22 protein-coding genes and 1 tRNA gene are annotated in these 21,316 nt (G+C 47.2%); 11 read left to right on the forward strand and 12 right to left on the reverse strand.

Going from position 1 to position 21,316, the window contains the following annotated elements; all coding sequences use genetic code 11:
- Nucleotides 1-16 precede the first annotated feature (16 nt).
- From ABXJ76_RS15020 to ABXJ76_RS15065, 10 genes are all read left to right on the forward strand, one after another.
- Entirely contained in the window at nt 17-763 is a 747-nt protein-coding gene (locus ABXJ76_RS15020) for a PD-(D/E)XK nuclease-like domain-containing protein (RefSeq protein ID WP_432741563.1), read from the forward strand.
- Nucleotides 760-1,527 (forward strand): recombinase RecT, encoded by a 768-nt coding sequence (locus tag ABXJ76_RS15025; protein WP_432741565.1) that lies wholly within the window; start codon nt 760-762, stop codon nt 1,525-1,527. Before ABXJ76_RS15020 ends, ABXJ76_RS15025 begins: the two co-directional genes overlap by 4 nt.
- Before the next feature lie 42 nt (nt 1,528-1,569).
- Nucleotides 1,570-2,061: a hypothetical protein gene (locus ABXJ76_RS15030; protein ID WP_432741567.1), complete on the forward strand. Its 492-nt coding sequence runs from the start codon at nt 1,570-1,572 to the stop codon at nt 2,059-2,061.
- The gene (locus ABXJ76_RS15035) at nt 2,054-3,181 is read left to right on the forward strand and encodes a helicase RepA family protein (RefSeq protein ID WP_432741569.1); all 1,128 of its coding nucleotides are present in this window, start codon (nt 2,054-2,056) and stop codon (nt 3,179-3,181) included. The genes ABXJ76_RS15030 and ABXJ76_RS15035 overlap by 8 nt, the downstream gene beginning before the upstream one ends.
- Before the next feature lie 147 nt (nt 3,182-3,328).
- A complete protein-coding gene (locus ABXJ76_RS15040) occupies nt 3,329-4,735 on the forward strand; it encodes a DEAD/DEAH box helicase (RefSeq protein WP_432741571.1) in 1,407 nt (468 codons plus the stop codon).
- Nucleotides 4,732-4,911 carry a hypothetical protein gene (locus ABXJ76_RS15045; RefSeq protein ID WP_432741573.1) on the forward strand — a complete coding sequence of 60 codons (180 nt, stop codon included), beginning with the start codon at nt 4,732-4,734 and terminating at the stop codon, nt 4,909-4,911. The genes ABXJ76_RS15040 and ABXJ76_RS15045 overlap by 4 nt, the downstream gene beginning before the upstream one ends.
- Nucleotides 4,901-5,329, forward strand: a complete 429-nt coding sequence (locus ABXJ76_RS15050; RefSeq protein ID WP_432741575.1) for a putative PDDEXK endonuclease — start codon at nt 4,901-4,903, stop codon at nt 5,327-5,329. The genes ABXJ76_RS15045 and ABXJ76_RS15050 overlap by 11 nt, the downstream gene beginning before the upstream one ends.
- 917 nt (nt 5,330-6,246) lie before the next feature.
- Nucleotides 6,247-6,510 (forward strand): hypothetical protein, encoded by a 264-nt coding sequence (locus ABXJ76_RS15055; protein ID WP_432741577.1) that lies wholly within the window; start codon nt 6,247-6,249, stop codon nt 6,508-6,510.
- Nucleotides 6,507-6,710: a hypothetical protein gene (locus ABXJ76_RS15060; RefSeq protein ID WP_432741579.1), complete on the forward strand. Its 204-nt coding sequence runs from the start codon at nt 6,507-6,509 to the stop codon at nt 6,708-6,710. Before ABXJ76_RS15055 ends, ABXJ76_RS15060 begins: the two co-directional genes overlap by 4 nt.
- Nucleotides 6,707-7,018, forward strand: a complete 312-nt coding sequence (locus tag ABXJ76_RS15065; protein ID WP_432741581.1) for a hypothetical protein — start codon at nt 6,707-6,709, stop codon at nt 7,016-7,018. Before ABXJ76_RS15060 ends, ABXJ76_RS15065 begins: the two co-directional genes overlap by 4 nt.
- A gap of 159 nt (nt 7,019-7,177) precedes the next feature.
- Here the strand turns inward: ABXJ76_RS15065 and ABXJ76_RS15070 are convergent.
- The 12 genes from ABXJ76_RS15070 to ABXJ76_RS15125 all read right to left on the reverse strand — a co-directional run bounded on the left by ABXJ76_RS15070 (nt 7,178) and on the right by ABXJ76_RS15125 (nt 18,639).
- Nucleotides 7,178-7,253: transfer RNA gene (locus ABXJ76_RS15070), tRNA-Thr, on the reverse strand.
- Between the two features lie 52 nt (nt 7,254-7,305).
- Nucleotides 7,306-8,418, reverse strand: a complete 1,113-nt coding sequence (gene glk / locus ABXJ76_RS15075) for a glucokinase (RefSeq protein ID WP_432741583.1) — start codon at nt 8,416-8,418, stop codon at nt 7,306-7,308.
- The gene (locus ABXJ76_RS15080) at nt 8,415-8,876 is read right to left on the reverse strand and encodes a DUF411 domain-containing protein (protein WP_432741584.1); all 462 of its coding nucleotides are present in this window, start codon (nt 8,874-8,876) and stop codon (nt 8,415-8,417) included. Before ABXJ76_RS15080 ends, glk begins: the two co-directional genes overlap by 4 nt.
- A gap of 39 nt (nt 8,877-8,915) precedes the next feature.
- Nucleotides 8,916-9,983: a uroporphyrinogen decarboxylase gene (gene hemE / locus ABXJ76_RS15085; RefSeq protein WP_432741586.1), complete on the reverse strand. Its 1,068-nt coding sequence runs from the start codon at nt 9,981-9,983 to the stop codon at nt 8,916-8,918.
- A gap of 104 nt (nt 9,984-10,087) precedes the next feature.
- Nucleotides 10,088-11,605 carry an AAA family ATPase gene (locus ABXJ76_RS15090; protein ID WP_432741588.1) on the reverse strand — a complete coding sequence of 506 codons (1,518 nt, stop codon included), beginning with the start codon at nt 11,603-11,605 and terminating at the stop codon, nt 10,088-10,090.
- A complete protein-coding gene (gene aroB, locus ABXJ76_RS15095; protein WP_432741590.1) occupies nt 11,592-12,674 on the reverse strand; it encodes a 3-dehydroquinate synthase in 1,083 nt (360 codons plus the stop codon). Before aroB ends, ABXJ76_RS15090 begins: the two co-directional genes overlap by 14 nt.
- Before the next feature lie 142 nt (nt 12,675-12,816).
- The gene (aroK, locus tag ABXJ76_RS15100) at nt 12,817-13,341 is read right to left on the reverse strand and encodes a shikimate kinase AroK (RefSeq protein WP_432741592.1); all 525 of its coding nucleotides are present in this window, start codon (nt 13,339-13,341) and stop codon (nt 12,817-12,819) included.
- A 73-nt stretch (nt 13,342-13,414) separates the two neighbouring features.
- Nucleotides 13,415-15,775, reverse strand: coding sequence for a type IV pilus secretin PilQ (gene pilQ, locus ABXJ76_RS15105; protein ID WP_432741594.1), 2,361 nt, complete (start codon nt 15,773-15,775; stop codon nt 13,415-13,417).
- Nucleotides 15,776-15,789: 14 nt separating this feature from the next.
- Complete coding sequence (locus ABXJ76_RS15110) at nt 15,790-16,284, reverse strand: pilus assembly protein PilP (RefSeq protein ID WP_432746540.1); 495 nt, start codon at nt 16,282-16,284, stop codon at nt 15,790-15,792.
- A 104-nt stretch (nt 16,285-16,388) separates the two neighbouring features.
- The gene (locus ABXJ76_RS15115) at nt 16,389-17,006 is read right to left on the reverse strand and encodes a type 4a pilus biogenesis protein PilO (protein WP_432741596.1); all 618 of its coding nucleotides are present in this window, start codon (nt 17,004-17,006) and stop codon (nt 16,389-16,391) included.
- Complete coding sequence (locus tag ABXJ76_RS15120) at nt 17,006-17,578, reverse strand: PilN domain-containing protein (RefSeq protein WP_432741598.1); 573 nt, start codon at nt 17,576-17,578, stop codon at nt 17,006-17,008. The genes ABXJ76_RS15115 and ABXJ76_RS15120 overlap by 1 nt, the downstream gene beginning before the upstream one ends.
- Nucleotides 17,578-18,639 carry a pilus assembly protein PilM gene (locus ABXJ76_RS15125; RefSeq protein ID WP_432741600.1) on the reverse strand — a complete coding sequence of 354 codons (1,062 nt, stop codon included), beginning with the start codon at nt 18,637-18,639 and terminating at the stop codon, nt 17,578-17,580. The genes ABXJ76_RS15120 and ABXJ76_RS15125 overlap by 1 nt, the downstream gene beginning before the upstream one ends.
- A gap of 325 nt (nt 18,640-18,964) precedes the next feature.
- On the opposite strand from ABXJ76_RS15125, the gene ABXJ76_RS15130 reads away from it, so the two are divergent.
- Complete coding sequence (locus ABXJ76_RS15130) at nt 18,965-21,265, forward strand: penicillin-binding protein 1A (protein WP_432741602.1); 2,301 nt, start codon at nt 18,965-18,967, stop codon at nt 21,263-21,265.
- Nucleotides 21,266-21,316 lie beyond the last annotated feature (51 nt).

A 21,316-nucleotide genomic window follows, 5' to 3' on the forward strand; every position in this document is an offset into this window, starting at 1 on the left:
ACTGTCTCAAACAATCTTGAAAAACATTCTTAGTAAGTCACCGGCACACGCCCAACAGCAGGTAGTCGGACAGATCGACACGCCTGCAATGAAGATGGGACGTGCGGCCCACTGTCTGATTCTTGAGGGTGAGGCAGTTTACCAAGTCAACTATGCCACCGCGCCAAACTGCGACCGACGCACCAAAGAGGGCAAAGCGATTTATGCCGCTTTTGTCGAGTCGGCAGTATCCCGCGAAATATTGACCCAAGACGAGGCGTTATCTGTCACTGGCATGGCTGATGCTATCGGCCGCAACAGCTTAACCGGCGGCTTATTTAAAAACGGCAGTCCAGAGGTTAGTGTCTTTGGTCAGATTGGCGGCGTAGACATTAAAGGCCGGTTCGATTATCTGCACCCCGCCGAACACATCATCATCGACTTGAAAACCTGCCTTGATGCCTCACCGGATGCCGTCAAGAAATACATCGTTAATTATGGTCTGCATATCCAGCAATATGTGTATTCCGAACTCTATAAAGCCGTTACCGGCAAAGCCCCCACTGATTTTGTTTTTGTCATGGTCGAAAAGTCAGCGCCTTTCGGCGTGGCAGTCTTTCGCCTCAATCAAGAGGCTTTATCAGCAGCAAAAACCGAAGTGCGTCGTGGTCTGGCTGTTTATCGGCAATGTGTAGAGTCGGGACGCTGGCCTTGTTATCCGGAAACGGTGCAGGAGATCGGCTTGCCGGTTTGGTATATCAAAAACTTGGAGGCGCAACAATGAGTATTGCAGACAGATTAAACGCGCCACAACCCGCACAGGCGCAAACATTACCGGCACTCTTGAAACAAAACGGCGCACGACTGCAAACAATCGCACCGCAAGGCGTGGACATCAACCGATTTTCGGCGGCACTGATGACGGCGGTTAGGTCTACGCCAAAACTGGCAGAGTGCAGCCCCATGAGCATTTTGGGCGCATTTATTCAATCAACACAGTTAGGTTTGGAACCCGGCGCGGCTTTGGGGCAATGTTATTTTGTGCCATACAAGGGAGAAGCCACGTTACAGATCGGCTATAGAGGGCAGATTGAATTAGCCTACAGATCGGGCAGGGTTACATCAATAGCGGCTCGATGTGTTTATCAGAACGACAGCTTTGTTTATGAGTTTGGCCTGATTGACAAGCTCGAACACAAACCGGCGGTGGGTGTTCGGGGTGCATTGGTGGCGGTTTATGCCATTGCTAAGCTGGTAAATGGCGGCGTTCACTTTGAAGTGTTGGACGTTACCGACATTGAAAAGGCGCGGAAGTCGTCAAAAACAGGCTCATTCGGACCGTGGAAAGACTTTTACGACGAAATGGCAAAAAAGACCGCTATACGCCGCTTGTTTAAATACTTGCCCGTTGGCACAGACCTTAACCGAGCAGCAGCCTTAGACGAACACAGTGAGGCAGGAATAAGCGATACCGCCGCCGTTGCTGAGTCGGTCATTGATGGTGATTATCAGGTTTTGAATGGAGGCGGCGTGCATGACACCCAATGATTTAATGATGGTCATGTTTTTATGGCTCACTTGGTGGCGATTATGAGCGCCATAAACCACGCCCTATCCCCGGCCACACACCGAGGACAAAGGCAATCACCCAACCACGCGCCTATTTTACCGAGATTCGCCGCTTACGGCAAAGCCCTTACAGATAGGCAACAATTCGGCAATAGGCCGCGCCTGGTCGTCGTGTGTATCGGCGGCAATGCGTGGAACAGCGCGAAATCTTGGAACCTGAAAGATGATGTCTCAGCCTTGGTTTTAACCCATGAGCAAGCACACAGCCTCTTACATTGGCCGGTCAAAGGCTGTCAGGTCATTATTGAGTGGGGATTGTCAGCACCGAAGCAGTTAATCGTTGACTTGGTGAAGTGCCTTTTAAGGTCCGGCGCAAAATCAGCCACGATTGTTCCGACTTGGGTGGATTTTGCCACAAGGTCTGGAGGTTACGACACAACGCAATCGACACCCCTGTTTGTGCCGGAACGCCAAACCATCAAAACCTATTTTGCCGAGGTGTCCCATGCTTAATGATTTTGAAATGCCCGAGCATATCCCTTATGACGACGAGCAGCCCGAGCAGCGGCCTAAGTTTAAGCTGATACCGGCCACCGACCTCACAACTCAACCGCAAGGCATACGCTACCTGATTGAAAGCTACATTCCAGAAAGTGCGCTGGCGGGAATTTTCGCGCCGCCGGGTGATGGCAAGTCGTTTGTTGCACTCGACTTAGGCTTTTGTGTTTCAACAGGTATCGAGTGGCACGGGTTAAAGACCCGTCAAGGTGTTGTCGTTTATATCGCTGGCGAGGGTTACAGCGGCATAGGGCAAAGGCTAAAGGCGCTGGAACTCAAGCATGGGATACCGGCAAGCAACTTTTACGTTTCGACCCAACCCGCCAGTTTAACCGACGAAGAAAACGCCGCTTGGGTGGCTGAGGCCGTCGGGGAATATAACGCCGACCTAATCATCATCGACACCTTGAGCCGTAATTTTGGTGGCGGTGATGAAAACAGCAGTCGGGACATGGCCGCTTTTGTTAGCAATATCGACATACACGTTAAGGGTAAGGCGGCGGTTTTGGTTGTTCACCATACCGGCTTATCTGAAAAGACCCGCGCGCGAGGTTCCAGCGTCTTAAATGCGGCGCTTGATTGTGAGTACAGCGTATCGAAAGCGGGGAAGTTAATCACCTTTGCTAATACCAAAATGAAAGAGTCGGAGCCACCGGACAGCCTTGTTTTTGAAATGGTCACGCAGTCAACCGGCTGGCTGGATGATGACGGCAATATCATCAATTCGATTGTGTTGGAAAAGTCAGATCAGAAACCGAGTGAGGTAAGCAATCCCAAGAGGAAGTTATCAGCCCGTGACGATGCGATTTTGACCACGTTAAATGATGCGATTGCCGCGCATGGTGTCGAGCCAAACGCTGAGATTAAAGCCAAATTTTCAGGGCTTGAAACCGTGTTCGAGGACGTTAAAAAGGTCGTGTCGATTGAGCGGTGGCGAACACTCGCATATAAGGCGATTTTAGTTGATGCCAATACTGAGGACGCGAAGCGAATGGCTTTTAAACGGTGTCGAGATAAGCTGTTGAATCAAGGTCTTATCGTTGAGTATGACAATTTTGCTTGGCGTATTTACTAGCGAACAACACCGAACAGAACAGAACATTCTTTTGATTTTGTTCGGTTAATACGACGAACGAACACGAACACACCTCTTTAGAGGTGTTCGGGTGTTCGGTGAACCCATTCATTAAACCAAGACAGTAAAAAGATAATAAAAAAGACAATGAAAATTACATTAAAAAACCATATTGAAATAACCGACATTGACGAGCAAGAGCAAGAGCTAATCGAAATGCTTTGCACCCACGACAACCCAAAATTTGAGGAAGCAAAAAAGCAAGGCCGCTATACCGGCAAAATTCTACGGGAGATTAAGACGTTTTCCCGAGTTGATGATGGTCTGGTCGTACCTATCGGCACATTATCTTGGCTGGAAACCGGCCTGTATGACAATGAGCCAACAACACGGGAGAAACAGGACGATGGTTTTATTCCTGACTTGAGCCATTGGCCGGAGATCGACGACCAGCGAAACAGTCACCCGGTCACAATTCCATTCATGGGCGAACTGAGACCCTATCAAGAGGCATTTGTGCAAAACCTTATCAATGCCGAGGGTGGTGTGGGTGGTGTGGGTGTTGCGGCTACAGGAGCAGGTAAGACCGTTTCAGGCATAGCATTAGCGGCACGATTGGGACAGCGCTGTTTAATCTTGGTTAATTCTGGCGCACTGGCGACCCAATGGCAGGCGGCAGGCAAACAATTCACCGGCTTAGAGTTCGGCATGATCGGCGGCGGCAAGAATACCCAGGGCGAACAGTTCACTATCGGATTGGTGCAGACCTTGGTTAACCGGAACTTGTCAGCATTGGACTATGGCCTTGTGATTGCCGACGAATGCCACAACGCACCTGCAAGCCAATTTTACACGGTCATTAATGGAATCAACGCCCAATACAAATACGGCTTGTCAGCGACCCCACAGCGCAGGGATTCGATGGAATTTATGATACATGCGGCACTGGGAGAGATAACGGCAACGATTGAGGCAGATCAACTTATGGGTAAGGTGTTGCCGGTCGAAGTGCGAACTATCAATATCGACTTTGATGGTGAGGTAAACGACTGGAACGGCTTTGTTAAAACCCTCATTGATGACGACTCGCGTAATGATTGGATTATTCGCCTAGCACGGCAACAGGTCCGGCCAACGATAATCTTGTGTTCACAGGTTAGGCACTGCGAAATCTTAACCACGTTGGCAGCAGAAGCCGGTTTAAAGCCGCTGCTTATCCACGGCCAACTTCAAGCCAAAGTACGCGCTGAGCGCATGGCAGCGGCGCAGACAGCGAGGTTAATCATTGGCACGGCTCAATTGATGGGTGAGGGTTTGGATATTCCACACTTGGAGGTTTTAATCTTTGCCGCGCCAATGTCAGCCGTGATTGAAAAGGCGGGTGAACCAGCGGCAACCAAACTCATTCAGTCGATAGGAAGATGCAGACGGCCATTTAAGGGCAAAACTCACGCGATTGTTTACGACCTGATTGACCGTTGCGGGTTCGGGATTGCAGCCGCCAAAAAGCGCGGTCAAATTTATCGACTGCAAGGTTTTGAGGTTGGGGCATGAGCCTAACAGATACCGACGACGAGCCGGGCTATTGCAGCACATGCGCCGGTTCAGGTGAGGGCATGCGTGACGGCTCGACCTGTTCAACCTGCAAGGGTTCAGGGCATGAACCTAATAACGATGACAACGACGACAACTTTCTTCAAGACTGGGAGCAACAACACGATGACTATTAACAGCAGAACCAAGGGCGCAAGTGCAGAGCGCGAATTTTCCAACGAGTTATATAACTGGTCAGGTGTCCGGCTGGTACGCAATCTTGAGCAAACCAGATCAGGCGGCTTTGATTTAATCGTGCATCCTGATGAAGTCGGCAGCATGGCTGAGGCGTTCAGGGGCTTGGCTATCGAGTGCAAGCGTTACGGTAAGGTTACGCCTGGACTAATAAAGACGTGGTGGGAGCAGGCAAGAGCGCAAGCAGCACCGAGAAATCTGCATCCTGTTTTAGCCTACCGAGCCGACCGGCAAGACTGGCATGTGATCGCGCCATTGTGCTTGGTGAATCCAGACCTAACCCGCAACCTAACATTAGACTGCACCGCCTCGATGGGTGTGGTGGCGTTCTGTTCTATTGTCAGAGAGGTGGCAGGGTAAAAGGTACTCCCTAGCACTTGTCCGTGCGGGTAATTCGAACCCCGTTTTCGGTGCAGTTAAAGACTATGAAAGTTACTGAACAACCGGTTATTGTCAGAACAAACCCACTAGCGGTGCTTGTTCGATGGCCGGATGTTCAGTAACCAATTAAAATCATATGGCCGTAGGGGTATCAGTTGAGACTAATAAGGGCGCAAAAACTCAAAAAAACCGGGGTTCGAATTACCCGCAATGGCTATATGGTCTGGAAGTACCTTTTACCCCCCTTACCCCCCTTACCCCTCGCCAAACATCAGCGAAAAATCGGGGCTCGAATTACCCGCATTCAAGAATCATGCCAGAGGTACCTTTTGCCATGGCGACTACGCGGCGAAACAATGACAGGCATTAGGGGGGTATTAAATCCCTACCGCATTCCAGGCATAGACCGTTCCCCCTTATCTTCATGCAAGCGCGGGAGTTTCAGAGGAGGGGTATATCAACAGGTGTGGGGGGTATTAAATCCCTGAGCCTTGCCTATACCTAGACCGCGCATCCAGTGACATTTTTACATGCTCTATTTTGGATAGAGAAAGCCCATCGAGAAGATAGGGCATAGACCGCACCGGCCGCATGCATACAGGGTCAACACTTCCGCTACCTCTTGACAGCTTCATTCATGGCGGCTATTCTTGCCCCGCTGTCGCCACATGTGGCAGTGCGGGGTGAGAGCCGGAAAAAACAAGAGATGCCAATTCAAGCGCGTCTACTTCATAGATTGCGTTATCACATGCAACAAATCATCTATGGTGGACGTTATTTGGAGGGCGAAAGCTCGCAGGATTCTCTTGTCCTGTCTCTCAATCCGGATAACGTTCACCGCCCAGATTTTGAAAGAGTCAGGCGGTGTTCTCTAACTTTCAAGAGAGATCAACACCATGCCACAATCTAATTCCGTTCACGCCCAAACAGATCGAGCCACACCAGATCGACAGGATTTAAACAAATTCGCTCACCGTGTGCCGGTCATGGATGCGGCAAGTGATGCGCTCAATCGGGCGATAGCTATAGCCGATTTATTGGAGGTTTGCACCGAAGTTGCCGATATGTGCTCTTTTCATCCGGAAACAGTGTGGCGAGTTGCCCAAGCAATCCGGTTCGAGATTTTGGACGCACAAGCCTTGCTAGAGGTGAGGTCATGAATATGTCGATTGATTTATCAAATGTACCCGAGAAAGAAACGCTAGGCATTCCCATCGCCAGCAAGGCTATTGCCCTGCTTTACAAAAAATGTAGAGGTGAATCCCATGCGGTTATGGCAGTATCATATCTCGCCGTATTACAAGCTGATTGTACGTTGCTGGCAAGTGTTGCCCAAGAGTTAAAAGGCGGTGCAGCATGATTGCCACTGCAGCCAACGCACTCACAGAACTATTTGAACACGCCAAAGACACGCTATCCGATGAAAAACTTGATTGGTTAGCAGGCCTTGATTCAGTAGCAGAATGTGAGTCAACGAATATTTCCATGACGCTCATTAATCTAGCTATTGCTCAAGGCTCAGAAGATCGATCCACCTTGCCGAACAGTAGTCAATTAGCAGCTATTTTATTTGGTCTGTCTGCTCAAGTTGAAATGATGTCGGCGTTAAGCTCAGTCAGTAGCGAAGCGGCCTATATATTGGCGCAAAAAGCCAAGTCGCAGGCATAAAAAATCATCAAATCACCAAAGCCGGGTAATACCGGCTTTTTTGTGTCTGAATTGTTGGCAAGTGTTGCGGGTGTTTTTTAGTGATTGCAGAAAAATTGCAGAAAATACAGTTTTTCGCATAAAAAAAGACTTGATAACTCTCATAACATATTGAATATATGGAGCCAATGACGAGAGTCGAACTCGTGACCTACTGATTACGAATCAGTTGCTCTACCAACTGAGCTACATCGGCTTTGATGTCTATCGTACAGTAGAGCACCACTGCAAGACTATTTAAAACTTGGCTATAATTGACAATTACCCTGATCTTTTATTTCTTTGGGAACACTCATTTTCATGGCTTTAACGTAGTGTTTTTGGGCGTAACTTAACGCACCCAACAAGGCGACTTCTGGGTTAGTACAGACTTTGACCGATATTTTCTGCAAGATAGTCCGGCAGCGTCCTTTTGCCAAAAAGCCGCGCATGAATTCGCCTTGTTGCAGCACAGGCAAGATTTTTGCACCGATGCCTCCGGCCAAGTAGACACCCGCATAAGGTAAGCATTTAAGCGCAAGGTTTCCCGATTCAGAACCATATAATCGACAAAACAGCGTTAATGCCTCAACGCATAAGGTATCACTGCCTGCAACGCCTGCTTCGCCGATAACGGCGGCTGGATCTCGCTCAGTCATTTGCCGTTCGATTTCCGGGGCGGTTGCTGCGTGGTTAATATGCTGGAGAAATTGATAAATATTAACCAGGCCTTCACCGGATATAAGTCGCTCACAGCTGACATGCTCAGGATATTTTTCCCGCATGTAACCGAGCAAGGCCATTTCCTGCTCGCTATTCGGAGCAAAATCGACATGCCCGCCTTCGCTGGCAATAACATGGTGGGCAGCGCCATCCCATGCGATGATTGCCTCACCCAGACCGGTTCCGGCGGCAACCACGGCAATATTGCCTTGCTGAGACTGCGCATCAGCATTCAACTCAACAAGGTTGTGTTCCGGCAAGCTCAGCAAGCCCCATGCGGTGGCTTCCAAATCATTCAATAACCAGACATTTTGAGTATTGACGCGTTCGCCGATTTCTTGACTGCTGAGCACCCACGGTAAATTGGTGGTTTCGCAACGACTATTGATAACGATACCGGCCACGCCGATACAAACTGCCGTTATCTGGATGCAATCTGCATCAGTCAAAAATGAGGCCAGTAACTCAGCAAATATTTGATAATCAGCACTGAAAAATTGTTCTTTTTTTAGACACTTAAGCTCATCGCCATCAGTCTCAAACAGCGCCAGGATAGTTTTTGTACCGCCGACATCACCCGCCAGATAAACCTGCTTGGAGTGGATTGGTCTGTCAGGCGTATGCAGCGAGTCGGGCAGCGACAGCCCGGCATCAGTCATTTCGTGCCTTCGTAGCTATTAAATACTTGGGCATGATTTTCATGATCGAAACTCACTACTTTATAGGGATCGATTCTATCGCCCATTTCCATGCCGGGAGTTCCAGTAACCATACCGGGAACCGCTATTCCGACAACTGTAGACTTGGTTTTTAATAAGGTTTTAATGTCATTAGCAGGCACATGGCCTTCGATAACATAACCCTCGACGATCGCGGTGTGACAGGACGCCAGTTCCTGAGTCACACCATATTTATCCTTTATAGCCTGTACGTTATCGGTAACGACATCAGTTACCGTAAAGTTATTTTGTTTCAAATGTGCCAGCCACTTGCCGCAACAAGTACAGGTCGGGCTTCTATGAACGACGATATCAATAGGCTTGTCTAGGCTCTCAGCGCTAATGCCAACATTGGCAACCAGCAAACCGATTGTCAAAAAACTTTTCACTATTTTCATGGCCGCAACCCCTTTATTAATTAAATGATATTCAATATTTTAAGCTTGATGATAAGCACGACTGTGTTCATGCACCGCATCAACCATCACTTTAACGTGATCAGGGTTCATATCAGGCAAAATACCGTGTCCCAAATTGAACACATGACCTGAACCCGAACCGTATTTATGTAAAATAGCTTTTACTTTTTCAGTGATAACTTCAGGACTGGCATAAAGCGAAACCGGATCCATATTACCCTGCAAGGCGACTTTGTCACCCACGCGAGTCCGCGCCGAACCAATATCGGTCTGCCAATCCAAACCCAAGGCATCATAGCCAGAATCGGCCATGGCTTCCAACCAAAGCCCACCGCCTTTGGTGAATAAGATAGTGGGAATCTGCTGCCCGTCTACGTTGGTGTTAAGCAATGATCTGACTTGCTTGGCATAATATAAAGAAAATTCGACATAATCTTCGCCCGTTAACATGCCGCCCCAGGTATCGAACAACATCACCGCCTGAGCACCCGCTGCAATCTGCGCATTTAAATAGACGGCGACCGATTGCGCCAGCTTATCCAACATGACATGCATCAGCTTGGGCTGTTCGTACATCATGCCTTTCACTTTTTGAAAGCTCTTACTACTGCCGCCCTCAACCATGTAAGTCGCCAGCGTCCAGGGGCTACCGGAAAAGCCGATTAACGGCACGCTGCCTTGCAGGGTTTTTCTTATCAGTCGAACCGCATCAACCACGTAGCGCAAATCGGTTTCCGGGTCTGGAATCGGCAATTTATGGACATCCGCCGCCGTTCTGACCGGGTTAGTGAATTTAGGTCCTTCGCCTTCGGTAAAATAAAGCCCCAAGCCCATCGCATCGGGAATGGTCAAGATATCCGAAAACAAGATGGCCGCATCAAAATCAAAGCGTCGTAGCGGTTGCAAGGTAACCTCACAAGCCAGTTCAGGGTTGGTGCACAGGTCTAAAAAACTGCCGGCCTGCTCTCTGACTTTGCGGTATTCCGGTAAATAACGCCCCGCCTGGCGCATCATCCAAACCGGTGTGTATTCAACAGGCTGTTTTAACAATGCTCGGATAAAGGTATCATTTTTTAATGCGGTCATGGCTTTATTTATTCAGGTTTAAATTTAGGGTGTTATCACAAAACAACTGGCTTGACTGTATCGACAGTTACAGAAATCCATCTTTATGCATGCGGGCGAACCAACTAACGTTTGATCGAACTCATTTTTTTGACGAGTGCATTACGAAATTCAGCAGGCAATGATTGCTTGGCTTTATTGGCTGATGCTACGTCGGAATATGAACCATATTCTACAATAAACACCTCTTTGCCATTGGCTGAGGATTTAATAGTCCTAAAGCCCGATTTCATTGCCGGGTATTTTTTTAGCATGTTGTCAACCGAGGCTTGTTTTGATAACGCCATAAGTTGCAAGGTGAAATTATTGGCTGACGGCAGCAACGATTTTTCAGGCGCCAATTGTTTAGACGTCGGCACTTTTAAGACTCGCGGCTCAAGAGCTGCGGCAACGGCTACCGGCTTTGCCGGTAGATGAATTGTTTCCAGATTATTAGGCGTAAACGGCTTTACACGATCAACCGCTTCACTTAACTGCACTTGTTGTGGTTGCTCGGGTGATGCCACAGGCGGTTTAGGCTGTACTGATGACAGCATGACATCATTTTCTTGATCCTCGGAGCTCAGATCAGAAGATAAAGCATCCCTCAAGCTTGCACTAGCTTTGACCGGAGACTCCTCCTCATTTTCTTCATTCTCCGGTATGAATTGCTCCGATGACTGAACAACTGGCTGAGCGGGCGGCAGCATAAGCATTATCGGGGGCTCTGACGGTGATGAAGTCATTTCGCCACCGTCTGCTTTCTGGTCAACCGCAACAAGCGCTATGACGTCTTTATTATTTGACGATGCCAGCCACTGAACGCCTACCGCTATAGCACACGCGGTCACGACAATAAGGGGAAGCATCCATTTCATTTTTCCACTTTGCTTAGCGCCTGATGCACCGGACATTTCGGCGATAATTCTTCCCGGAACACCGTGTGTTTCCCGGTAGATATGCGCAATCATGTTTTCGCTGATGGCTTTAGCCGACAAGTTCAACGCAGGTTTTGTTGACAGATAACGTAAAAAATCGCCGCACTGCTTTTCTGATAAGGTTGGGATTTCAACGACATGACAATCATCAACAGCCCGATCCGATCCGCGTTTCACCTGCAATTCGTCATGTGTTAAGGCGAAGATCATCCTTAAAGCAGAATGTGCCGCTGCATATTGAATCATTGCCGTAATCAAGCCGGGCACTAATTCACCCGCATTATCGATAATCAATACGACTTGCTTATGTTGACCTTGATACTGCGCTAAAGCCACTGATAACGACTGGCCAGGCTGACTGCCGAGAGCCTGGGTTAATTGCTGCAAAATAGCCTCAAAACTTAAGTCAGTATTACCTTGCATCAGGCAATATCGCCATGATTCAGTGTCACGCGCTTGCAAAACGTTAAGCAGCGTCGTCTTACCAATGCCTTTCGGGCCACAGACCACAAGGGTCCGTGTCAGGTTTGAAAGCAGATGACTTAATAAATCAAGCTTCTGCATTCGTTCCTTTGTTATCAAGGAATGAGCCGTCGTATTGATCGGAACCTTATTTATCGGATCATGGGATTGCTGGTTCATCCAGAGGACATCATCTTCTACCATAGGTTTTAAGCGTTTTCTCCAATAGTTCCAGGGCTACTTCGACGGGCAATGTTGCCATGCCGATTTTTTGTAATAGAATCAGCCTGATTCGGCCGTCCACATTTTTTTTGTCTACGGCCATTAAGTCTAAAAACCGGTCTGAATCAATTTGTTCGGGCGGATCTACGGGCAGTTTGGCTTTTTTAAAAAGCGCAATAATTCTGGCGACATCTTGATCGCTTAACCAGCCTTTTCTTCTGGAAAGATCGGCGGCCTGGCAGGTGCCGATGGCAACCGCCTCACCATGGAGATAGTGCCCATAACCGGCGCCGGTTTCTATCGCATGGCCAAAAGTATGGCCTAAATTTAACGTCGCCCTGATTCCGGTTTCAGTTTCATCTTCGGCGACAATTTCAGCCTTATTCATGCACGAGCGTTCAATGGCATAAGCCAATGCCTGCTTATCTCTGGCCAGTAACGCGTCGATATTATTTTCCAGCCACTCAAAGAACTCAACGTCCCTGATCAGCCCATATTTAATCACTTCGGCCAGTCCGGCAGATAATTGACGATCATCCAGCGTATCCAATACATCGGCATCGGCGATAACACATTGCGGCTGATAAAAAGCGCCAATCATATTCTTACCCAGCGGATGATTAACCCCGGTTTTGCCGCCTACCGAAGAATCAACCTGCGCCAGCAATGTGGTGGGTATTTGCAGAAAAGCAATACCTCGCTGATAGCAGGCTGCCGCAAAGCCGCCCATGTCACCAATAACGCCGCCACCTAAAGCAATCAAAGTGGCATTACGACTAAACTTACTAAGCAGCAGCTTGTCAAAAATTTGAGCGACCGAATCTAAGGTTTTAAATTGCTCGCCATCGGGCAATATGACTGTTTCAACGGTATAGCCCTGCAAGTTTTTTAAAACCGCATTCAGATACAGAGGCGCAATGGTTGCATTGGTAACCACAAGAACCTGCTTGGACTTTATATGCTTTATGAACAGTTCAGACTGGCTCAGTAAATCAGAGCCTATATAGATCGGGTAACTACGGTCACCTAATTCAACCAGTAATTTTTTCATAGTTATTAATTTTTGGAGCTGCCAGAAACAGAACGCAGATGATTATGATTTAATCAGATATTTTGAGTATCCTGCGTTCAGGGTATCTATCTGCGTCATCTGCGTTCCATTGTATTTAATGGCGCCGCGTAGGTTTTGTCTATTAACGATTAACCGAATGGTATTCTTCTAAAATATGACTGACGACTTCTTTGCTTTGCATCACGCCCGTGTCAATTTTAAAGTCGGCGCAAGACAAATACAGCGGCTCACGTTGCGCAAATAAGCTTTCTATGCGGTCTCTGGGATTATCTGATTTCAGCAATGGACGCTGTGTATCTCTGCGCGTCCGCTCCAAAATTCTTTCTACCGAACATTGCAGGTAGACAATAAAGCCATTTTCTTTCAACAACTTGCGATTTTCTTCACGCAAGATTGCACCGCCGCCGGTAGCCAACACAATGCCCTCCATTTGGGTCAATTGCTGAATCATTTTCTGCTCTCTATCCCTAAAGCCTTCTTCGCCTTCGAACTCGAAGATAGTCGGAATATCTACGCCGGTTCTTTCTTCAATCGCCTTGTCACTGTCATAAAAAGGCAATTTAAGGGCTCTGGCTAACTGTCGCCCTATCGTCGTTTTTCCTGCACCCATGAGGCCAATTAAATATATATTCTCTGATCGCGTCATGACCTGCCTTCCTGCGGGTTAAACCATTAAAAAAGGGGGCATTATGCCCCCTTTTTGCTCCAAGTAGAAGTAATCAATCGCTGGCTAGATTATCTTTGATGATTTTTGGGGTAACAAAAATCAACAATTCTTTTTTGACATTATTAACGGTTGAGTTGGTAAATAAGAAGCCGATACCCGGTAAATCAGCGAAAAAAGGGATTTTATTCTTGCCACTTGATTCGTCACCCTCATAAACCCCGCCTAAAACAACGGTCTCGCCATTTTCAACAAGCACCGATGTTTTAATCTCCCGTTTATCAATCCCGGGGTTACCCGATATAGGATTTCGTGTTGCCGTGTTCTCTTGATCTTTCTTAATCAGCAGATTCATGATCACCGACCCGCTAGGTGTGATTTGCGGTGTTACGTTTAATTCAAGAACCGCATCTCTATAAGTGACTGTTGGCGGTTGGTTTGCCGTCTGCGGCATGGTCACTGGAATTTGGACACCCTGCATCATAACCGCCGTACAGCGATCCATGGTCATTACCCTGGGATTGGATACTATTTCCGCCTTGCCTTCAATTTGTAAGGCCTGAAGCTCAAGATTCAGCACATAATCGGCGCCTCTGGCCAGCGTCATGCCCAACGCGCCTGGAGGGGTAGCCGTTAACGCAGTCACGCCTAAATCAACTAATAAGTTATCATTTATCGTACCCATATTGCCGTTCGAATCAGGATTGATTGCACCACGAGTCCCGGCCCCGCCAATACCAAAGACCTTATCAGAACCAACAGTTGCTGACTTTGCTGCGCCGAACTTGACACCTAAATTTTCGGTGAAACTGTCAATGGCAATAACAACCCGCGCTTCAATCATCACCTGACGCACCGGCACGTCAAGCTTACGTATCAGCTTTCTTATCTCTTCCAAACGTTTTGTGGTATCGCGAACAATCAAAGTATTGGTTCGGGCATCGACAACAACCGACCCGCGAGGCGACAGCATGCGTAAATCGTCATTGCTGCCTTGCGCGCTTGCGCCGCCTCCAGCGCCTTGCGGACTTGATTGCGCATTGCCCAATGATTGAGCAATGGAAGGCTTTTCATCTACCGAACCGACAGTGGCAGCAACTTCGGCGGTGCCGGTCACCCCGCAAGCACCAAAAGAACCGGCATCAGTGCCATTCAACAGCGCCCTAAAACTGGCAGCCTTCGCGTAATCGATTTTAATGTACTCAGTCACCATCGGATCTAACTGGGCCACGACTTTTTCTGTTTCCTGCTGCTTCCGCTTGTAATCCTTAATCTTATCCAGCGTTGAAATCAGGGTGACATTGCCGGACTCATACTTGCCCAACTCCTTGGTCATCATGATAAAATCCAAGGCCTCATCCCAGGGAACATCGTCCAGCTTCAGGGTAATCGTGCCGGTTACATCCTCACCGGCGACCACATTCTGTCCGGTAAACTCGGCCAGAATCGCAATCACGCTGCGTATTTCAATTTCCTGAAAATTTAACGACAAGCGGTCGCCAGAATATTGGGTACGCGATCTATCCAACGCGTCTTTCTCTTCATAGCTTAAAGGACGAAATTCAACGGTCAATAAGCCATCTGCTTGAAACACCGAATAGTCGTAAAGCTCATTTTGCATGGCCACGGTAATGGTGGTTTGCCGGTCAGACGAGACGGTATCAATAAACTTAACCGGCGTTGCAAACTCGGAAACATCCAACCGTTTAGCCAGGCTTTCAGACAACTTGGTATTGAGAAAGCTGACAATAACTTTCCCGCCTTGTTCCTTGGAGTTAACAATGGTGTTGGGATTAGCCAGCGTTATCAGTATGCGTCCTTCGCCTTTATCGCCACGCTTAAAATCAAAACCGCTAATATCTTGTACGGGAATTAACGCCGCAACCACCTGATTAGTTGTCTTTGTTAGAACAGGCGCTGCAACCGGCTTTGCCACAACCGATTTTAATGCAGCAGGCATTGCAGCCTTTGCAGAAGTCAAGGTCAGCAACACTTTATTGCCAACCACTTTGGTTTCAAACGGTGTGGTCTCAATCAGATTAACAACAACACGCAGTCTGCCGGCAGCTTCCACCACATAAACACTGCTCGCTGCGCCTTGATTTATTGGGTACATTTTTTTAGGCAGCGCACTTTTTACACCGGGAAAGTCCAGAGCAATACGTGCAGGATTGTCAGTCTTAAATATTTGGGGGGTAGTGGCAGGCCCCGTCATTTCCATTTCAATCTGCAGTTTACCGCCTAACTGTGTCGCAAAATCTATCGCTGATAGCGCTAGATCCGAGGCTTTGACAGCGGCACTTTGGCATACAAATAACAATAGCCCTAAACCGATGTAAGCAGATAATGACTGTGGGCGCGAATTGATTCGCGCTCTGTGGATAGTAGGCACAACACCGCCTTGTTCATTATTCATCTTTTTATCCTTTTTCATTGCTCTGTCAACGCTATTGAAACGGGTTGTTCACGCCATGTTCCCGGTTTATCAGGGACTATTTCCATCAATTCAATTTTATCGCTGACTATTCGTATGATTTTGCCATGATTTTTGCCCATATAATGCCCTACCTTGACGCGATAAATTGTGCCCTCGCTTGCTTTTACCAATCCCCACAAAGTCGACCTCATATCGATAGTGCCCACCATTTTTAAGCCATCCAGAGGAAACGATTCCAATTCTTCTTTACGCCGGGTGGTATCCGGCTTTATACCGTTACCTGTTGACACATCCACGCCTTCAGTCTGTTCAGGCTGCTCCAGCGGCCTAAATGGATCGCGCAGACCTTCTGGTTTAAAAATAAAAGGTTCAATCACTTTGATTTCAGGCAAGGATTTAATCGGTTGTTTAGGCCTGGCCTTAACTTCTGAGATATACCGATTTAAATCCGAAAAATCATCATTGCCGCAACCTGCCAGTAAAGCCATAAAAAACACGCAACTGACCTGCAAGTGTGGACGCGAATTTATTCGCGCGATAGGTGCTAAAAAGCGCGAATAAATTCGCGCCCACAGTAACTTGTCGTATTCCATTACTTTTGACCCCTTTTCTTCTTGGTCACTGTTTTTACGGTTTCGTCATCACCTTCGTTATAGGTTTTTACCGTTGCAGCCATCCTCATTTTCCCTTCCTTACTTTCCGGAATAATGCTGACATCATGTACGGTAACGATGCGAGGCAACGAGGCCAAACCACTCACAAATAAACCCAGCGCTTCATATTTACCAATAACTTCAATATTGATAGGCAGTTCCGAGTAAAAGTCTTTACGAATTGGAGTGCCGGGCTTGAATAACCTGAATTCAAGCCCGCTCGCTAAGCCGGTCTTGGAAATATCAATCAGCAGGCTTGCCACTTCTTCTTCGGTCGGCATTTGCCGAATCATATCTTCCAGCTGTATTTCAATTTGCGCCAATTGATCCTGGTAATCTTGCAGGTTGATTGATTTTTTTTGTTTCACCTCAAATGACTGCTTTAAGTCCAGCTCTTTTTGTTCGGAAACATCAAGCGCCGCCAACTGGTCAAGCGTGTCATAGTAAACGCCCGCACCGAAAACCAGAATGCATATCACCACAATCGTTGCCGCTTTAATGGGTAACGGCCAAGTCCCAGCCTCATTAGGATCCCAATTAATGTCTGACAGATTCATTAGTTACCCCCAACTGGGCTCTGGGCATTTTGATTACCCTGCCGGGCATGCAGAGTAAAATCGCTTAACTGTTCAGGAGTCACTTTACTGACCGACTTAATCACATCAAGCATCGGGATTTTCAACCAAGCTGAAGATTCAATGGCGCTCATGAATGCAGAAACACGTGCATTCGATTGCGACTTGCCCTCAAAAGTCAGCTCTGCACCCACTTGAGTAAATTTGGTCAGAAAAACCCCATCAGGCGTAACCCTGGGCAGCTCATCAAACAAATGCACAATCTCCGGACGGCTTTCCTGTAGCTTCTGAATCAATTCTATTTTGGTCAGCAACTTAGCTTTCTGTTCCTCAATCGTTTTAATTTGAGCAATTTTTATATCCAATAGCGCTATTTCATCCTGTATGACTTTATTTCTTTGTTCCTGATAGGCCTTTAGCCCCTCGATATACAGATGCACGCCGGCAAATATAATCACTGTACACAAAACAGCCACGCCAATAGCATTGATAAAATCTTGCTTTTTCTGCGCCCGAAGCTCTTCACGCCAGGGGAGTAAATTGATTTTTGCCATTAATCAAAGCTCCTCAATGCTAGCCCACAGGCAATCATCATTGCCGAAGCATCATTGCTCAATGCCTGGGGTCTTACCTTGTTGGATAAAGCCATGTTGATAAAAGGATTAGCGATGACGGCAGGAACCCCCATCGCCTGTTGAACCAACTTGTCGATGCCCGGTATGGTTGCACAACCGCCCGCCAGAATAAGACTATCGATATGTCTATTGGCGCTTGATGACACAAAAAATTGTATCGACCGCTGAATTTGCTGAACCATTGCGCGCTTAAACGGATCAAGGACATCAACGGTATAATTGTCCGGCAGTCCGCCCAGCTTTTTTGCCAAGCCCGCCTCTTCATAAGTCAATCCGTAACGGCGCTGAATTTCTTCAGTCAACTGCTTGCCACCAAAACCCTGTTCTCTCGTGTACACGGTACGACAATTATATAAAACATTTAAAGCGGTCATGGTTGCCCCGATATCTACGATGGCAACCGTTTGGCTTTCTACGTCATCAGGCAATTGGTCAATCAACAAGGCAAAGGCGTTCTCCATCGCAAAGGCTTCAACATCGACAATTTTGGCCTTTAGACCCGCTTTCGCCAACGCTTCAACACGATCATCAATAATTTCTTTTCTCGATGCCGCAAGCAGCACATTGACCATTTCCGGGTTGCTTTCATTTTCGCCCTGCACTTCAAAATCGAAATTAACCTCATCAAGCGAATAGGGCACATACTGATCTGCCTCAACCATAATTTGCTCTTCCATTTCATCATCGGTTAATGAAGCAGGCATCGGGATAACCTTGGTCATCACTGATGATCCTGCAACAGCAACTGACGCTTGCTTTAGCTTTGACCCGGATTGCTTTAACGCAATTCTTATCGCATCGGCTATCACGTCGATGTTTGCTATATTTTTATCAATAACCGCGTCTTGCGGCAGAGGCGCTACTGCATAACTCTCAACCCGATAACGAGCACCGACCTTGCTCAACTCGAGTAACTTTATAGCCGCTGTACTGATATCAATACCAAGAACAGCACTCTGTTTCTGACTAAACCAACTCATGAAATAACCCTTGAAAAACTTGATACCTACTGCAATCAATTGTGACCGATCTGTTTGCAAAACCGACCTATGGAGCAACGCTACGCTACTCAATGCATTACTCTCGGCAACTGCTCCTGCGTTGCTCTAGCTCCTGCATCCATGCAGTCGTCGGCTATAATTAACATTTACAAACCTTATTTACCGGCGAAAGTATAGTAGCCTTTTTTATTTTGATGCTTAAAATGTTTGATTTATTTGTTCGACCTGTTATTTTCAGCTCCAGCAAAAACACTGTAAGGGACGACTTTTTTATCTTTGCCCTTACCGTTTCCCAGGATCACTTGTGGCTAAAATTTTAAAATGGTTAGTTATTTTTTTTATGACCATCACGTTATCCGCTGCCATTTCAGGCTATTTTTTATACAACAAGCTTTCAGTCGACCTACCTGATATTAAGACCCTGCATAATGTTAAATATCAGATACCTTTAAGCATTTACACCAAAGATAATCTGCTGATTGCCCAATTTGGCGAAAAGAAACGCACACCGATTAATATAGAAGACGTTCCTCAGCAACTGATTAACGCCTTCATTGCCGCAGAAGATGACAGTTTTTATCAGCACCCCGGCGTCGACTTTAAAGGCTTGCTTCGAGCTGGTCTGCAACTCGCCTTAACCGGCAAGAAAAAACAGGGAGGCAGCACTATCACCATGCAAGTTACCCGAAACTTCCTGTTGAGCAATGAAAAAACTTACACTCGCAAGCTAAAAGAAATCATGCTGGCGTTAAAAATAGAACAGGAATATCCGAAAGAAAAAATTCTTGAACTCTATTTAAATCAAATATTTATGGGGCACAGAGCCTATGGTATTGATGCCGCCGCTCAAACTTATTACGGCAAACCGTTATCTGAGCTTAGCTTGGCCGAACACGCGATGATTGCCGGCCTGCCTAAAGCACCTTCCCTATACAACCCCATCACTAATGAGACACGAGCTATTGAAAGGCGTAATTATGTCCTGCAGCGCATGCTTGAACTTAACCACATTACTCAACGGGACTATGAGAATGCATCCCGGCAACCCTCCAGCGCAAGGTTGCAATCGATTTCCCCTGAAATTTCAGCACCTTATTTAGCTGAAATGGTGCGACAAAAAATTTTCGAGCTCTATGGCGAGCAAGCCTACACCTCTGGATTCAAAGTCTATACAACCCTAAGCGGAGCGCTGCAAACAACGGCAAATCAGGCACTTACCGATACTTTACACGCCTATGATGAACGCCACGGATACCGCCATTCAAGCATTAACAAAGACGGTAATTTCAGCGAATTACCTGTTATTGGCGATACCTTACCCGCTACCGTAATAGGCGTAAAAAATAATCTGCCAACCGTTAGACTTCAAAATAACACCCTTATTGAAATACCGAAGGAAAACATAAAATGGGCAGTAGGGACAACCGGTCGGCCGCCCCTACAAGTCGGCGATATTACCCGTATTCGTCAACTTCAAAATAATACGTGGGCTTTAACACAAATACCCGAGACGGAAGGCGCATTTGTTTCATTAGATCCATCCAATGGTGCCATTTTAGCATTAACCGGTGGTTTCGATTTTTTTCGCAACAAATACAATCGCGTTACTCAATCAAAAAGACAGCCTGGGTCAGGCTTTAAGCCGATTATTTACACCACGGCTCTGGAACAAGGCTACACCGCTGCCAGCCTTATTAACGACGCACCGATCATCGACAATCCCGGCAAGGAAAACGAGTGGCGACCCGAAAACTACAGTAAACGATTCTATGGCCCAACCAGCATTAGGTCGGCGTTAACCCACTCAAGAAACATTATTTCCATTCGCCTGTTAAAAGAAATGGGCGTTGAAAAAGCCGTTACAACGGCATTGCGCTTTGGCTTTACTGAACAGCAAATACCTAAAACGTTATCCCTGGCATTAGGTAGCGGTTACGCATCCCCGCTACAAATGGCCAGGCTTTACGCTACCTTTGCCAATGGCGGCTTCCTGATCAAACCCTACTTTATTGAACGCATTGAATCCAACGAGGGTGAAATTATTTATCAGGCTAAGCCTAAAACTGCCTGCCCTAGTTGCGATAGCAACCAGGAATTAAACCGCAACTACGCACCCCGGATTATTACCCCGCAAATTTGTTTTCTGATGAATTCGTTATTAAGAGATGTCGTTCAACACGGCACGGCAACAGGCGCTAAAGTACTGGGTAGACAGGATCTTGCCGGAAAAACAGGCACGACAAATGAACAGCGGGATGCCTGGTTTAACGGCTATACGCAGTCCAATGTAGCCATTGCGTGGGTTGGATTTGATGATTTCTCGCCACTGGGAAATCGTGAAACAGGCGGCGTCACTGCATTACCGATGTGGGTTGATTTTATGAGGACGGCGCTGAAAGACACAGCGGAAAACCCTCTTGAAGTGCCGACGGGCATAGTCAAGGCTTTTATAAGCCCCAAGACCGGCCTGTTAACCACATCCAATAATAGCGATGGCATATGGGAGTTCTTTCAAGCAGATCATGTACCCACTAGCTTCAGATCGAACGACTCGACAAAGAGTTACGATCATGCTGCCGAAAGATCGATAGAAAACTTGTTTTGAAACAGGTCGGCGTAGATATGGATGAACACTCAGTCGTTAGAAAAACGGCAC

The sequence above is a fragment of the Methylobacter arcticus genome, assembly GCF_050917435.1.
Classification (GTDB): domain Bacteria; phylum Pseudomonadota; class Gammaproteobacteria; order Methylococcales; family Methylomonadaceae; genus Methylobacter_A; species Methylobacter_A titanis.

Coding starts and splice junctions, on each gene's coding strand:
- ABXJ76_RS15025 (WP_432741565.1), top strand. CDS start 760: ATGAGTATTGCAGACAGATTAAACGCGCCACAACCCGCACAGGCGCAA.
- ABXJ76_RS15030 (WP_432741567.1), top strand. CDS start 1,570: ATGAGCGCCATAAACCACGCCCTATCCCCGGCCACACACCGAGGACAA.
- ABXJ76_RS15035 (WP_432741569.1), top strand. CDS start 2,054: ATGCTTAATGATTTTGAAATGCCCGAGCATATCCCTTATGACGACGAG.
- ABXJ76_RS15040 (WP_432741571.1), top strand. CDS start 3,329: ATGAAAATTACATTAAAAAACCATATTGAAATAACCGACATTGACGAG.
- ABXJ76_RS15045 (WP_432741573.1), top strand. CDS start 4,732: ATGAGCCTAACAGATACCGACGACGAGCCGGGCTATTGCAGCACATGC.
- ABXJ76_RS15050 (WP_432741575.1), top strand. CDS start 4,901: ATGACTATTAACAGCAGAACCAAGGGCGCAAGTGCAGAGCGCGAATTT.
- ABXJ76_RS15055 (WP_432741577.1), top strand. CDS start 6,247: ATGCCACAATCTAATTCCGTTCACGCCCAAACAGATCGAGCCACACCA.
- ABXJ76_RS15060 (WP_432741579.1), top strand. CDS start 6,507: ATGAATATGTCGATTGATTTATCAAATGTACCCGAGAAAGAAACGCTA.
- ABXJ76_RS15065 (WP_432741581.1), top strand. CDS start 6,707: ATGATTGCCACTGCAGCCAACGCACTCACAGAACTATTTGAACACGCC.
- glk (WP_432741583.1), bottom strand. CDS start 8,418: ATGACTGATGCCGGGCTGTCGCTGCCCGACTCGCTGCATACGCCTGAC.
- ABXJ76_RS15080 (WP_432741584.1), bottom strand. CDS start 8,876: ATGAAAATAGTGAAAAGTTTTTTGACAATCGGTTTGCTGGTTGCCAAT.
- hemE (WP_432741586.1), bottom strand. CDS start 9,983: ATGACCGCATTAAAAAATGATACCTTTATCCGAGCATTGTTAAAACAG.
- ABXJ76_RS15090 (WP_432741588.1), bottom strand. CDS start 11,605: ATGGTAGAAGATGATGTCCTCTGGATGAACCAGCAATCCCATGATCCG.
- aroB (WP_432741590.1), bottom strand. CDS start 12,674: ATGAAAAAATTACTGGTTGAATTAGGTGACCGTAGTTACCCGATCTAT.
- aroK (WP_432741592.1), bottom strand. CDS start 13,341: ATGACGCGATCAGAGAATATATATTTAATTGGCCTCATGGGTGCAGGA.
- pilQ (WP_432741594.1), bottom strand. CDS start 15,775: ATGAATAATGAACAAGGCGGTGTTGTGCCTACTATCCACAGAGCGCGA.
- ABXJ76_RS15110 (WP_432746540.1), bottom strand. CDS start 16,284: ATGGCTTTACTGGCAGGTTGCGGCAATGATGATTTTTCGGATTTAAAT.
- ABXJ76_RS15115 (WP_432741596.1), bottom strand. CDS start 17,006: ATGAATCTGTCAGACATTAATTGGGATCCTAATGAGGCTGGGACTTGG.
- ABXJ76_RS15120 (WP_432741598.1), bottom strand. CDS start 17,578: ATGGCAAAAATCAATTTACTCCCCTGGCGTGAAGAGCTTCGGGCGCAG.
- ABXJ76_RS15125 (WP_432741600.1), bottom strand. CDS start 18,639: ATGAGTTGGTTTAGTCAGAAACAGAGTGCTGTTCTTGGTATTGATATC.